Below are 12714 nucleotides of genomic sequence, written 5' to 3'. Positions count from 1 at the left end.
GGGCAAGACCACACCGGGATCCTTGGGGGGAAGCCCGGCCACGAACTTCAGCCTCGGAAGGTGCTATCCAGATGGCTTATCGCTTCAATCCTCCGCCGAACTGGCAGATCGACGATGCCTCCTGGAGCCCGCCTCCGGGATGGCAGCCGGATCCGTCGTGGGGACCCGCGCCGGAGGGCTGGAACTTCTGGATCCAGGAGGAGGATCAGGCGCCTGCCGCCGGGCCGGCGCAGCAGCCGTCCGTGCCGGGGGATGCTGAGCCCCAGGACATGCCGGACTCCGACGACTCCGACGACTCCGACGACGGCACCGTGATCTCCTCCGCTCCGGAGGACGAGCAGCCCGTCCCGTCGCCGTCTCAGGAGGCGGAGGCCGCCCAGGACGCATCGGAGGCCGGGACCGTGGTCTCGGGCGCTCCCGAGCAGGATCCTTCTGCACAGGACGCTGAGGCTCCTGCGACCGATGAGTACCCGGGACCGGACCTCGAGGCCGATCTGGCCCAGCAGGCCCCGTACGAGTCGGCGGAGCCGGTGGCGGACGCTGAGCCGTACGGGACCGCTGCGCCCGCTCCGTACGGGTCCCCTGCTCCCTATGGGTCCCCGGCGTCCGCGCAGACGGCCGGATACGACGAGCAGCACCAGGGCTATGGCACTCCCTCCGGGTCCGACTACCCGGCGTCACCCGCGTTCGGCCAGGATTCCGCGAACTCGATGGCGGGCAGCCCGGCGACGGACTCGGGGTGGACCGCCACCACCGCCACCGGGGAGGCTCCCAAGAAGGGGGCGATCGCCCGCTTCTGGTGGGTCGGCTGCATCGTGCTGTTCCTCGTCGTCGCGCTGATCGTCGCGGTCGTCGGCGGCATCTTCCTGTTCCGCGACGATTCCAAGACCGCCGGCGGTGACGGGGAGACCACCACCTCCCAGGAGGAGACCACTCCCGAGGAGGAGAGCACCTCCGACTCCGAGGAGCCGGTCTCGCCGGAGCCGACCACTGACCTGCCCGCGATCGGTGATGCCGCCGAGGCGAAGGAGATCACCGGAGAGAACGGCTCCGGGAGCCTCGCCGTCCAGACGGAATGGAAGAAGGCCGAGGATCTCCCCAGCAGCTACGGCGGCACCGTCGAGAAGGCGAAGAACGGCGAGTACCTCGTCGTCACCGCCGAGCTGACCGTCACCGAGGGCCAGATGGCGTTCCCGGCCTACTACTTCCAGGTGATGACCCCGTACGGCGGCGCGGTGGACGAATCCTCGGAGAGCTACGGGCTCGCGAACTCGGGTCGCGACTACGACTCGAGCTACGAGTTCACGAAGGGCGAGACCTACACCATCGTCCTCCTCTACGACTTCGTGCGAGCCGGGGGCAACACGCTCCAGTACGACAACTACGTCGACGTGTACACCTGGGACATCCCTGCGTGACCCAGCGTTTCAACCCCCCGCCGAACTGGCCGGAACCACCGCATGACGGATGGAACCCGCCGGCGGACTTCCGACCCCAGTACACCTGGGGCCCGATCCCGGCCGGGTGGCGGCTGTGGGTGCCGGAGGCCGCTGAGGGAACCGGCGGCTCTCCGCTGCTGGACTCCGAGGACGTCCCGGCCAGCGGCGCCCGGCCCCGGGAGCGGGTGGAGACCTATCCCGTCTCCGTGATCAACCCCGGCATGTGGTCCGACAACCATCTCGAGGACGAGGACTACGGCTTCCCGCCGGCGAAGCCGGTCAGGAACCGCCCGAAGCTCCGCCTGGGCGTGACGATCACGGTGACCGCCCTCGGCTTCGTGCTCGCCGCGCTGACCGCCGTGATGTTCGTGCTGCTGGTCGACTTCGCGATCGAGGACCTCCCGGGCAGGATCGCCGAATCCGCCGGGTTCATGGACCACGGGATCCACGAGGTCTCGATGCTCGCCGCCGGGAGCGCGACGGATGCGCCGGTCCTCGGATGACCCGACGCTCCACCCTCCGGCGCGTCCTCGTCAGCCGTGAGACCCTGTTCGCCGTGCTCGCCGTGCTGCTCGCCTCCGCGCTCTGCATCGGCCTCGGGTTCTGGCAGTTCGGGCGCTTCGAGCACAAGCGCGATGTCGCCGACGTCATCCACGCGAACTTCGACGCGGAGCCGGTGCCTCTCCAGGACGTCCTCCCCTCCCCGGAGTCGGCGCTCGCCCCGGAGGACGACTGGACCCCGGTCACCCTCCGCGGCAGCTACTGCACCGATGCGCAGTGCCTGCTGTACGTGCGCAACCGCCAGCTCGACGGCCAGGTCGGCTTCTGGCAGCTGGTGCCCTACCGCACCGAGGACGGGACCACCCTGCTCGTCGTGCGCGGCTGGGTGACCTCCCAGGGAGATGTCTCCGAGCCCGTCTCCGCACCACCGGTCCCCGAGGGCGAGCAGGAGATCACCGTGCGGCTGCGGCCCGCGGAGCCGACGCTGGACCGGGAGATCCCCCCGGGCCAGGTCCACTCCGTCAACCCTCCGCAGATCGACGGCCTGCTGCCGGAGCACGACGGGACCCTCGTCCGCGGCGCGTACGGCGACCTCGAGGCGGAGGATCCGTCCGACCCGCGGCCCGCGGCGCTGCCGGACCCCGAGACCGGGCTCGGCCCCCACCTCTCCTATGCGTTCCAATGGTGGATCTTCGCCCTGTTCTTCCCGGCGGCGCTGATCTATCGCACGCGGCGCACGATCCAGGACCTGGACGAGGCCGAGGGCGAGGGCGCGAGCGCCGACGGCACCGCAGACGAGGGTGCTCCTGCCCGCACCACCACCGATCATCGACCGCGCCGGGCCGCCCATTCTCGGCCGCGCGGTCAGGACGAGGAGGAAGAAGATGCACTCATCGACCACCGGGACGGGTGATCGTCCCCCGGCCCCCGGTTCCCGGTTCCTGCCCGGACCCCGACCGCGCCGCATCGCCCATCGCGGACTCGCGCTGGACGTCCCCGAGAACACCCTGCGCGCCTTCGAGGCGGCCCTGGCCGCCGGCGCGGACATGCTCGAGACAGACACTCGCGCCACCTCCGACGGACTGGCCCTGGCCGTGCACGACGAGGACCTGGCCCGCCTTGCCGGGGATCAGCGACGGATCGACGAGCTCACCGCCGCCGAGGCTGGGGCGGTGCGCCTGAGCGGGGACGAGCCCCTCGCGATGCTCGAGGACGTGCTTGGGACCTTCCGGGACGTGCCGATCAACATCGATGTCAAGGCGGCCTCTGCGATCGGACCGGCCGTCGCGGCGATCGCCCGCACGCGCAGCGCCGACCGCGTGTGCATCGCCGGCTTCGACCACGCCGTCGTGCGCCGCACGGTGCGGACCGTGCAGGCCGCCACCGGGATCCTTCCGGTGCGGAGCCCGGCGCGCCCCGTCATCGCGTCCTTCCTGGCCGCCCGGGCCGCCGAGGCCCCGGATGCTCTCATCCGGCGGCTCCTGGCCCCCTATGCGGCGCTCCAGGTGCCCGAGAGCTACCAGGGGCTGCCGATCGTCACCGCGGCCAACGTCGCCGCCGCCCATCGCGCGGGCTGCGAGGTGCATGTGTGGACCGTCGATGACCCTGTGACCATGCGGAATCTCCTGGTCAACGGGGTGGATGGTATTATCAGCAATCGTGTCGATCTGCTCTCCGAGCTGATCGACGGCGAGTGAGCGCTCCTCGACACCGCGGAACATTTCCGGGCCCTCGGGCGTTGTCACCCCATAGACCTCATCGGGCGGGACCCCGCCCGCCCACCACCATCCCCCGGCAGGAAGCGAGAACCGCATGAACAGCCGCAGCCTCCGAGGCACCCGACTGGGCTCCCTCTCCATGGAGACCGACGAAGGCGTCCTCGCCGCACCCCGTCAGGAGTCGGTCTACGACTGCCCCAACGGACACACGATCGTCCTCCCCTTCTCGGTCGAGGCGGATGTCCCGGCCGTCTGGGAGTGCCGCTGCGGCGCCTCCGCGCTGCTGCGTGACCACGAGCGCCCGGAGCTGAAGCCCGGCAAGCCCATCCGCACCCACTGGGACATGCTGCTCGAGCGTCGCAGCGAGGAGGACCTGCAGGTGCTCCTCGATCAGCGTCTCGCGCTCCTGCGAGCCGGCAAGCTGCACCAGCGCCGCAACCTCTGAGACGCTGCACGGACAGCGCCCCCGTTCCTGCCGTGATGGCGGAGCGGGGGCGCTGTGCTGTCTGCAGCCGTGCCGGGCGACGAGGCTCAGCCCTGCGAGATGGTCAGCCCTGCGAGATGGTCGGCGGGGTGCTGTCGTCGCCGCCGCGCGGCGGTTTCTGTGCGTTCAGGATGATCTCCCCGTCGATGACTCCCTCCCCGGAGCGGCGGTAGAGCACCCTGCGCGCACCGGCGGATCCGCCGCCCAGGCCCATCGCCGCGACCGACCTGCGCTGCACCGGGGTCACCAGCAGCACCAGTCCGATGAGATCGGTGAGGATCCCGGGGAAGAAGAAGAACACGGCCGAGAGCAGCGTGAAGGCGGGGCGCGAGAGGTGGTCCTGGATGTCCCCGTGACCACGCACGGCCCGCACCAGGGAGCGCAGCCGGACGAAGGACTGCTGTCCGGCGGCGACCAGCAGGGCCACGCCGATCACCCACCCGATAGCGATGATCAGCACCGACCACCACAGGCTGGTGTTGACGCCGATGAGCACGAGGATCGTGAGCTCGAGCAGGCCCAGCACGACGATCGCGGCGGGGAGCAGCCTTCCCCAGCGCGAGCTGCTGCGGGTGGACCCGGAGGTCTCTGCGGTGGGGCGAGGGGCGGCGCCCGGTGCGGTGCTCATACGAGATCCCTTCCTGTGGCTCTCGGGGTCACCCAGATTAACGCAGGAGGTTCAGAGCCTGCTGGGTGCGGTGTGAGAGTCCCCAGAGCGTGACCAGCACCAGCGCTTCGCGCACGATGCGCGGGGACATCTTGCTGGCCCCTTCGGTGCGCTCGTCGAAATCGATGGGCACCTCGCTGATCACGGCTCCCGCGGCCCGGGCCCGACGTGTCATGTCGACCTGGAAGCAGTACCCCTGGGACGCGACGTCGCCGTGCACGAGCCCCTGCAGCAGCTCGGCCCGGAACACCCGGAAGCCTGCGGTCGCATCGCGGACCCCGAGCCCCAGCGCCGCCCGCACGTAGACGTTCGCCCCGCGCGAGAGCAGCAGTCTGCGCAGCGGCCAGTCGTGCACGTGGCCGCCGGGCATCCAGCGCGAACCGATCGCCAGATCCGCCCCGCGCCGCACGGCCTCGAGCAGGGACGGCAGCTGCTCGGGGCGGTGGGAGGCATCCGCATCCATCTCGACGAGCTGCTCGTAGCCCCGCTCGAGACCCCAGGCGAAGCCGGCCAGATAAGCGGGTCCGAGACCTTCCTTGCCCGCGCGGTGCAGGACGTGGACGTTCTCGTCCCGGGCGGCGACGTCATCGGCCCAGTCCCCGGTGCCGTCGGGCGAGGAGTCGTCGACGACGAGCACATGGGCGGCGGGCACCGCCGCGCGCAGTCGGGCGAGCGTGCCGGGCAGCGCCTCGCGCTCGTCATAGGTGGGGATCACGACGAGGGTGGGCGGCAGCGGGGCGGTGGAGGGTCGCACGGTCAGCTCCTCGGGCGTCGGCGGGCGGGGGCCGGGGCAAGCGCGCGTCGTCGGCCGGAGAGGGCGCCCAGCAGGCCGAGGAGACCGAGGGCGGAGATCCCCACGGCGATCCAGGGGCCGCCGGCGACGGCCGGGGTGATCCCGGTGCGCAGAGGCACGTCGGCGAGGACCGCACCCTGCTCCCAATGACCCACGAAGTCCAGCCGTCGGCCCTCGGGGGTGAAGATCGCGGACTGGCCGACGGTCGAGACGTGGACGACGCTGCGGCCGGAGACCACCGCCATCACCTTCGCCTCGGCGAGCTGCTGGATCGCCTCGTGGGAATCGCCGAAGAGGGCGTTGTTGGATTGGATCACGATCACCTCGGCGCCGGAGTCGACGGCGTCGGTGACCAGGTTGTCGTAGGCGATCTCGAAGCAGATCAGCACGCCGACGGAGTCCTCGCCCGCTCCGAGCTCGCCCATGTCCATGACCCCGACCTCCTCGCCGGGGATCATGTCCCGGGAGACGAGATCGACCTTGTCGGACAGCGTCCGGAAGAAGTCGCGGAACGGGACGTACTCGCCGAAGGGGACGGGATGCCGCTTGGAGTAGGCGTACGGCGTGGATCCGTCGGAGGTGTAGAGCACCGACTGGTTCAGGCGCTCGGACTCCCCGACCGCGGCCTGGGTGCCGATGAGGACGGGGGCTCCGGCGTCGGCCGCGGCTGCGGTCAGCTGGTCCGCCATCCAGGGGTCCTGCCGGGGGTCATAGCCGGTGGAGTCCTCGGGCCAGACGATCAGGTCCAGCTGCCGGCCCTCGAGAGAGGTCGACTCGATCAGGGAGCGGGTGACGGCGAGATGGTTCTCGAACACGTCGTCCGGCATGATCATCGTGGCGGGATCGATCCGGTCCATGGAGCCCTGGATCCCGGCGACGGTCATCGTGGGCCGGTCCACCGGGGCGCGGTTGACAGGGTGCGGGACCACGACGGTCGCCAGGATCGCTGCGACGGCCAGCGCGAAGGGCCAGACCCCGGCGAAGCCGGTCAGGCCGCGGTGACGGCGCCCCAGCAGCGACAGCGCACCGTGCAGGATCATCTGTCCCAGGAAGGCGACCACGAAGGAGAGGCCGGCCATACCGATCCACGGGCCGAGGTTCAGCAGCGGCGAGTCGCCGAGGGCGAAGGCGGAGGCGCCCCAGGGCAGGCCGCCCCAGGGGGCGTGGCTGCGCAGCGTCTCGACCCCGACCCAGAGGGCGGAGACCACCAGCGCCGAGGTGGGGCACAGACCGCGACGCACCAGCACGAGGCGGGCCAGCAGGCCGAACAGGACGATGAACAGGGCCTCGAAGACACCCAGTGCGATCCAGGGCGCTGTGCCGGCATAGGTGTTCGCCCAGGCCGTCAGCGGGACGAAGAAGGCGACGCCCCAGGCGAGCGAGGCCAGCGCCGCGACCCACCCGGACCGGGTGAGCAGGGCCGCCGAGAGCAGGGCCAACGAGACGGGCAGCAGCATCCACATCCCGTACGGCGGGAAGGCGGCCAGTGCAGCCAGGCCGCCCGCCGCCCCGCAGATCAGCGCCGCGGGCCAGGGCGTCGGATCGACGTCGTCCCGGGGCTGCGGCGTCATGCCCTCCCCTGCCCGAGCCGGTCGTGGACGATCCGCCCCCCGACCACGGTGCGCAGTGCCCGAGGGGTGCCCAGATCCAGGTCCGGCAGCAGCGGCGTGCGGGAACGGGGATCCGTGGACCAGGAGTCGACCCGTTCGGCACGGGACTGGACGGTGAGATCCCACGGCTCCCAGATCACGAAGGTCGCCTCGATGCCCGTCTGCAGGGTGCCCGGATGCCGGGCACCGGCGACCCGCTGGCCTCCGCGGGAGGCCGCGAGGAAGGCGGCGCGGTCGCTGATCCGCTGGTCAGCGGGCGGCCGACGAGTGGCGCCGCGCACCCAGTCCCAGGGGTCGGCGGCGTCGGGATCACCGGCGGAGCCGAACGCGACCGGGACCCCGGCAGAGGCCAGGTCGAGATAGTCGGCGTCCTCGGTGGCCGGGGCGATGACCCGCACGCCCTCCCGCTCCCCCGTCGGACCGGGCAGGCGCAGCACGACCCCCCGGGCGGCCGCTGACGCCTCCGTGCCGGGATCCGGCGCCGAGCCGTCGGCAGTGGCGGCGGCATCGACGAACCCGGGAGTGATCAGGCAGCCGGTGGCATCGACGATCTGTGCACCGTCATGGATCACCCGGGCGGTGTCCTCGGGGCCCGTCCAGGCGATCAGACCGCCGGAGACGAGCATCGCCGAGGCCTCGGGATCCTGGCTGCTGTAGAGCACGATGCCGGTGTAGAGCACGGGCTGGGCTGGCTGGATGGGCTGAGCGGCGCGGTCGGTCTCGGTCACGTCCCCCAGGATGTCGTGCCCGCCTGGGAGAAAGCTCATCGATCGATCTCCTGGGCGACCAGCCCCCGGCGCACGGACCCGATCGCCGCCCGTGCCGCGGCACCGAGCTGCGGGTCACCGGTGAGCTGGGACAGCAGATCGATGACCTGCCGGCAATGGCGCACGAAGTCACCGGGAGGCAGATCGCTCCCGTTCAGGGCGGCGGCGAAGTGGTCCCCGCGGGCCCAGCGGTGCACGATCGCCGAGATCGCGGGATCCGGGGGCGGAGTCGCGTCGAGCCCGTGGCGGGACTGGGCGACCTGCAGGTCGGCGGCGATCCGGGCGGACGCGGCCAGGGCGGCGTCGACCGCCGGGTCCGCGATGGCCTCCGGGGCGCGGTCGTCCCGACGGGCCTCGTGGACGGCCGCTGAGACCACCGCGGCCAGACCGGCCGGGTCCAGCCCCTGCCAGGCGCCGTGCTCGATGCACTCCGCGATCAGCAGATCCCGATCACTGAACAGGTGCCGCAGCCGCAGGCCGCTGGCTGTGGGGACGAGCTCCTCGCCCTCGCGCTCCAGATAGCCGAGCTCCTGCAGCAGGTCGGTGAGCCGGTCGAACTGACGGGCCAGTGAGCTCGTTCGTCCCTCGATGCGGCGCTGCACGCCGCTGAGATCGAGGCGGGCCTTGCGCCAGCGCCCCACCCAGCGCAGATGGGAGGAGAGCTCCGGGCAGTCGGCGCAGGGGTGCTCTGCGAGAGCTGCCTTGAGCCGCTGCAGCTCCTCGTCGTTCGCGGCGGTGGACGGGGTGCGGTCGACGCGGGCGCGGACCTCGCGGCGAGGGTCGTCGCGCCCGGACAGGGACCGGCGCAGCGCGGCGGCGGTGTCCTTGCGCACCTTGCCGCTGCCGAGCGAATCCTGGCTCGGCAGGCGCAGGGAGTCGATGACCGCGGGCGGGGACGGGACGTCGCCGGGTCGCAGGCTGCGCCGACGGCCCTCGGTGTCGAGCAGATCGACCTGGGGGCCGCCGAGCACGTGGCGGTCCACGCCCAGCACGGCCGCGTAGCCGCGGCGCTTGCCTCCGGGAAGCGCGATCACGTCACCGCGGTGCAGCGAGCCGAGCACGGACCGGGTGCGGTCGCCGTCGGCGGCGGCGCGGGCCCGCGAGAGGGTCTTCTCCCTCGCGGTGATCCGCTCCTGGATCTCCGCATACTCCGAGAGGTCGCCCCGGTCGCAGGTGACGGCCTCGCGATAGGACTCTGCGGTGTCCTCGAGCTCGCGGGCGCGACGCGCCAGGCCCACCACGGAGCGGTCCGTCTGGAACTGGGCGAAGCTGGTCTCGAGCGTCTCGCGGGCTCTGGAGAGGTCGAAGCGGTCCAGGAGGTTGACCGCCATGTTCGGCGTGGGCCGGAAGGCGGAGCGCAGCGGGTAGGTGCGACGGGAGGCGAGGGAACCGACGGCGTGGGCGTCGAACCGGCCGCCCGCGACCACGATCGCGTGCCCCTCGGTGTCGATGCCACGGCGGCCCGCGCGCCCTGTGAGCTGGGTGTACTCCCCCGGGGTGAGGTCCGCGTGCTCGACCCCGTTGAACTTCACGAGCTTCTCGAGCACCACGGAGCGGGCCGGCATGTTGATGCCCAGCGCGAGGGTCTCCGTCGCGAAGACGGCCTTGAGCAGGCCGCGGGCGAACAGCTCCTCGACCACCGTCTTGAGCAGCGGCAGGATCCCGGCGTGGTGGGCGGCGTAGCCGTCGAGCACGGCCCGACGGAAGGCGGGGATCCCCAGGACGTCCTCGTCCTCGACGCCGATGCCGTCCAGGCGGTCATCGAGCACGCGGCGGATCTCGCGGCGCTCGGTCTCGTCGGTCAGTCGCAGTCGGGCGCGCGTGCACTGCTGCACCGCCCCTTCGCAGCCGGCCCGGGAGAAGATGAACATGATCGCCGGCAGCAGATCGGCGTCGTCGAGCATCTCGATCACCTCGGGCCGACGGGCCGGCCGCGGGACCGTGCTCCCCTGGGCGCTGCCGGGCCCGCCGCCCTTGCGCAGATGCGGAGGCCTGTGCTGGCCGGAGCCGCGCGGGCGGTGCCGTCCACGGGTGCCCTTGCGGCCGCCGGGCGCCCGGCCCCGGGGGCCGCCGGAGCGTTCGTCGACGGGGAGCGAGAAGGAGGTGATCCGCTCGATCTCCGGATTGACCTGCCGGTCGCCGCGCACGCCGGGGCCGTGGGAGACCACGGCCTCCCCGTCGGCGTCGACGAAGAGGTCCATCAGCTCGTCACCGATGACGACGTGCTGCCACAGCGGCACCGGCCTCGTCTCGGAGACGACGATCTCGGTGGCACCGCGCACCTCCTGCAGCCAGGCGCCGAACTCCTCGGCGTTGGAGACCGTCGCCGAGAGGGCCACCAGCTGCACCGAGCGGTCGAGGTGGATGATGACCTCTTCCCACACCGGGCCGCGCAGGCGATCGGCCAGGTAGTGCACCTCGTCCATCACCACGAAGCCGAGTCCCTCCAGCAGGGACGAGTCGGCGTACAGCATGTTGCGCAGCACCTCGGTGGTCATGACCACGACGTCGGCATCGGGCCGGATCGAGGTGTCACCGGTCAGCAGGCCGACCCGGTCGTGGCCGAGCCAGTCGACCAGCTCGCCGAACTTCTGGTTCGACAGCGCCTTGATGGGAGCGGTGTAGAAGACCTTGCGACCGTGCGCGATCGCCAGGTGCACGGCGAACTCCCCGACCACCGTCTTGCCGGCCCCCGTCGGCGCGGCGACGAGCACGGAGCTGCCGCCCTCGAGGACCCGGCATCCGGAGAGCTGGAAGTCGTCGAGCGCGAACTCGTACCGGTCGGTGAAGGCGCCGAGCTCGGAAGCCGCGAGCTCCTTTTCCGCCGCCCAGCGGGCGTACTGCTCAGAGGGAGAGGTCATGAGGCATCCTCCGGGGTGAGATCGGCCAGGAGCCTCACAGCCCCGGGCAGGATCCGGGCCGTGAGGGGAAGCAGGGTGCGGGCCTCCCCGTCGGAGTAGGCGCGCAGAGCTCGTCCATGGCGCAGCCCGATCGTGACCTCGCGGACTGGTCGGATCGCGAAGCCGGGGACGGACGTATGGGTGCCGCGGAAGACCCGCGGGAAGAATCTGAGCAGCTCGGCACGGCCGATCCCCTCGAGCGTGATCAGCTCGAGCGAGCTGTCGTCCAGGCGGGCCTGGGGGGCGATGCGCATCCCGCCGCCGAAGATCCCGGAGTTGCTGATGGTGACGATCGACGCGTCGAGTTCCTGGCGCGGGCCGCCGTCGACCTCGATCCAGTAGGGGAAGGGTTTGAAGGCGGGCAGCTCCCGCAGGACGGCGGTCTTGTAGCGCACGGTGTGGGAGTGCTGGGAGCTGTTGGCACGGGCGTTGACCAGCGCGTCGAAGCCGAGGTTCACATTGCCCAGCGCGATGGAGCGGTGAGGCAGGGCGTGCTCCCCGGTGGAGACCACCTCGATGGCGTCGACCGTGACCACGGGGCGCGAGAGGGCATGCAGGAGGATCCGGGTGGATTCCTCCGGGTCGTTCAGGGGCAGGCCGAGGGCCCGAGCCAGATCATTGCCGCTGCCGGCCGGGACGATCCCCAGGCGGACGGGGCTGCCGGCGACGATCTCGGCGCCGAGGGCGACGGTGCCGTCGCCGCCGACGACCACGAGGGCGGTGAGAGTATCGCGCACCTCCTCCGCCCGGGCCCGTGCCACGTGCGCGGAGGGACCGGAGAGGTCCACGACCGAGATCCCTGCGAGCCGCAGCAGGTCGCCGACCTGCCGGCCGACCCGTCGAGCTGTGCCCAGGGCCGCTGTCGGGTTCGAGAGCAGCCCGACCCGGAGTCTGCTCACCGGCCGTCGTCCTCATCGAGCGAGGAGGGGCCATCGTCGAGGCTGCTCGCCTGGTCGTCGTCGAGCTCGTCCTCCTCATCCACGCCCTTGCGGCGGTCGTGGAGGAGGGCGATGACGATGGCGGCGAAGAAGAGGCTCGCCATGGCCGCGGACATCGCCAGGAGGGTGATCGGCTCGGGAGTGGGAACCATGATGGCGGTGAACAGGACGCTGAGGAAGATGATCCAGCGCCAGGCCTTGAGCATCGTCTTGCCGCGGACGATGCCGAGGAAGTTCAGCAGCACCATGACCACCGGGATCACGAAGGCGATGCCGAACGCGAGCATCGTCTTCACGAGCATGTTCAAGTACTCGTCGTACGTGATCAGTTGCTCGACCTGGTCGGCATCCGGCGTGAAGCTCAGGAGCACGGGGACGAGCTGGTTGACGGCCCAGTAGCCGGCGGCGCAGCCGATGAAGAACAGCGGGATCGCGGAGCCGAAGAAGCCGACCGCGTACTTGCGCTCGTTCTTATGCAGGCCCGGCATCACGAAGAGCCAGATCTGCAGCATGATCATCGGCGAGGAGAGCAGCAAGCCGACATACGCCGACATCTGGAGCTTGACGCTCAGACCGCTTCCGATGCTCTGGAAATTCAAGTTGGCCTTGAGCCCCTGTTCCGAGGCAAGAGCAAAGGGTCGCTTCAACGCCTCGAACACCCAGGGGAAGACGAACCAGCCGACGATCGCGAGGAGCAGCACGGTGATCGCGCTGATCACCAGGCGGTTGCGGAGCTCGACGAGATGCTCCCCGAGAGCCATCCGGCCTTCGGGGTCCCGGCGCGAGCGGCGCTTGGCGTCCTGCTCACGTCCCTGCGTATCACTCGCCACGGGTCTGCTTCCTCCCAGCATTCAGGGTCCGGGCGATTCCTCGCCCGGACCCGATGACGTCATTGTG

At 71.2% G+C, this 12714-nt stretch carries 12 protein-coding genes; 5 read left to right on the top strand and 7 right to left on the bottom strand.

Features of this window, described 5'->3' with window-relative positions; translation table 11 throughout:
- Positions 1-71 precede the first annotated feature (71 nt).
- From INT49_RS07755 to INT49_RS07735, 5 genes are all read left to right on the top strand, one after another.
- A complete protein-coding gene (locus tag INT49_RS07755) occupies positions 72-1418 on the top strand; it encodes a hypothetical protein (RefSeq protein WP_193117152.1) in 1347 nt (448 codons plus the stop codon).
- Complete coding sequence (locus tag INT49_RS07750) at positions 1415-1942, top strand: hypothetical protein (RefSeq protein ID WP_193117151.1); 528 nt, start codon at positions 1415-1417, stop codon at positions 1940-1942. The genes INT49_RS07755 and INT49_RS07750 overlap by 4 nt, the downstream gene beginning before the upstream one ends.
- Positions 1939-2853, top strand: a complete 915-nt coding sequence (locus tag INT49_RS07745) for an SURF1 family cytochrome oxidase biogenesis protein (protein ID WP_193117150.1) — start codon at positions 1939-1941, stop codon at positions 2851-2853. The genes INT49_RS07750 and INT49_RS07745 overlap by 4 nt, the downstream gene beginning before the upstream one ends.
- On the top strand, positions 2825-3637 hold the full coding sequence (locus INT49_RS07740) for a glycerophosphodiester phosphodiesterase family protein (protein WP_193117149.1): 813 nt from the start codon (positions 2825-2827) through the stop codon (positions 3635-3637). The genes INT49_RS07745 and INT49_RS07740 overlap by 29 nt, the downstream gene beginning before the upstream one ends.
- Positions 3638-3752: 115 nt before the next feature.
- On the top strand, positions 3753-4103 hold the full coding sequence (locus tag INT49_RS07735) for an RNA polymerase-binding protein RbpA (RefSeq protein WP_193117148.1): 351 nt from the start codon (positions 3753-3755) through the stop codon (positions 4101-4103).
- Between the two features lie 103 nt (positions 4104-4206).
- Here INT49_RS07735 and INT49_RS07730 read toward each other — a convergent pair whose 3' ends face one another.
- The 7 genes from INT49_RS07730 to tatC are packed head-to-tail and all read right to left on the bottom strand — an operon-like array spanning position 4207 to position 12647.
- A complete protein-coding gene (locus INT49_RS07730) occupies positions 4207-4770 on the bottom strand; it encodes an FxsA family protein (RefSeq protein WP_193117147.1) in 564 nt (187 codons plus the stop codon).
- A gap of 37 nt (positions 4771-4807) precedes the next feature.
- Positions 4808-5563 (bottom strand): polyprenol monophosphomannose synthase, encoded by a 756-nt coding sequence (locus INT49_RS07725; protein ID WP_193117146.1) that lies wholly within the window; start codon positions 5561-5563, stop codon positions 4808-4810.
- 2 nt (positions 5564-5565) lie between these two features.
- Positions 5566-7173, bottom strand: a complete 1608-nt coding sequence (gene lnt, locus INT49_RS07720) for an apolipoprotein N-acyltransferase (RefSeq protein WP_193117145.1) — start codon at positions 7171-7173, stop codon at positions 5566-5568.
- Positions 7170-7979, bottom strand: a complete 810-nt coding sequence (locus INT49_RS07715; RefSeq protein WP_226849907.1) for a hypothetical protein — start codon at positions 7977-7979, stop codon at positions 7170-7172. Before INT49_RS07715 ends, lnt begins: the two co-directional genes overlap by 4 nt.
- A complete protein-coding gene (locus tag INT49_RS07710) occupies positions 7976-10840 on the bottom strand; it encodes a DEAD/DEAH box helicase (protein ID WP_193117144.1) in 2865 nt (954 codons plus the stop codon). Before INT49_RS07710 ends, INT49_RS07715 begins: the two co-directional genes overlap by 4 nt.
- Positions 10837-11778 carry a diacylglycerol/lipid kinase family protein gene (locus INT49_RS07705; protein ID WP_193117143.1) on the bottom strand — a complete coding sequence of 314 codons (942 nt, stop codon included), beginning with the start codon at positions 11776-11778 and terminating at the stop codon, positions 10837-10839. Before INT49_RS07705 ends, INT49_RS07710 begins: the two co-directional genes overlap by 4 nt.
- Complete coding sequence (gene tatC / locus INT49_RS07700) at positions 11775-12647, bottom strand: twin-arginine translocase subunit TatC (RefSeq protein WP_319021547.1); 873 nt, start codon at positions 12645-12647, stop codon at positions 11775-11777. The genes INT49_RS07705 and tatC overlap by 4 nt, the downstream gene beginning before the upstream one ends.
- Positions 12648-12714: the final 67 nt, after the last annotated feature.

The sequence above is a fragment of the Brachybacterium tyrofermentans genome, from assembly GCF_014897585.1.
Classification (GTDB): domain Bacteria; phylum Actinomycetota; class Actinomycetes; order Actinomycetales; family Dermabacteraceae; genus Brachybacterium; species Brachybacterium tyrofermentans.
Note: the sequence above shows the minus strand (reverse complement) of the source record. Positions and strands in the feature narration are given on the sequence as shown.

What these genes read in the sequence shown, in the direction of transcription:
- INT49_RS07755 (WP_193117152.1), top strand. Translation starts at nt 72, where the DNA reads ATGGCTTATCGCTTCAATCCTCCGCCGAACTGGCAGATCGACGATGCC.
- INT49_RS07745 (WP_193117150.1), top strand. Translation starts at nt 1,939, where the DNA reads ATGACCCGACGCTCCACCCTCCGGCGCGTCCTCGTCAGCCGTGAGACC.
- INT49_RS07740 (WP_193117149.1), top strand. Translation starts at nt 2,825, where the DNA reads ATGCACTCATCGACCACCGGGACGGGTGATCGTCCCCCGGCCCCCGGT.
- INT49_RS07735 (WP_193117148.1), top strand. Translation starts at nt 3,753, where the DNA reads ATGAACAGCCGCAGCCTCCGAGGCACCCGACTGGGCTCCCTCTCCATG.
- INT49_RS07730 (WP_193117147.1), bottom strand. Translation starts at nt 4,770, where the DNA reads ATGAGCACCGCACCGGGCGCCGCCCCTCGCCCCACCGCAGAGACCTCC.
- lnt (WP_193117145.1), bottom strand. Translation starts at nt 7,173, where the DNA reads ATGACGCCGCAGCCCCGGGACGACGTCGATCCGACGCCCTGGCCCGCG.
- INT49_RS07715 (WP_226849907.1), bottom strand. Translation starts at nt 7,979, where the DNA reads ATGAGCTTTCTCCCAGGCGGGCACGACATCCTGGGGGACGTGACCGAG.
- INT49_RS07710 (WP_193117144.1), bottom strand. Translation starts at nt 10,840, where the DNA reads ATGACCTCTCCCTCTGAGCAGTACGCCCGCTGGGCGGCGGAAAAGGAG.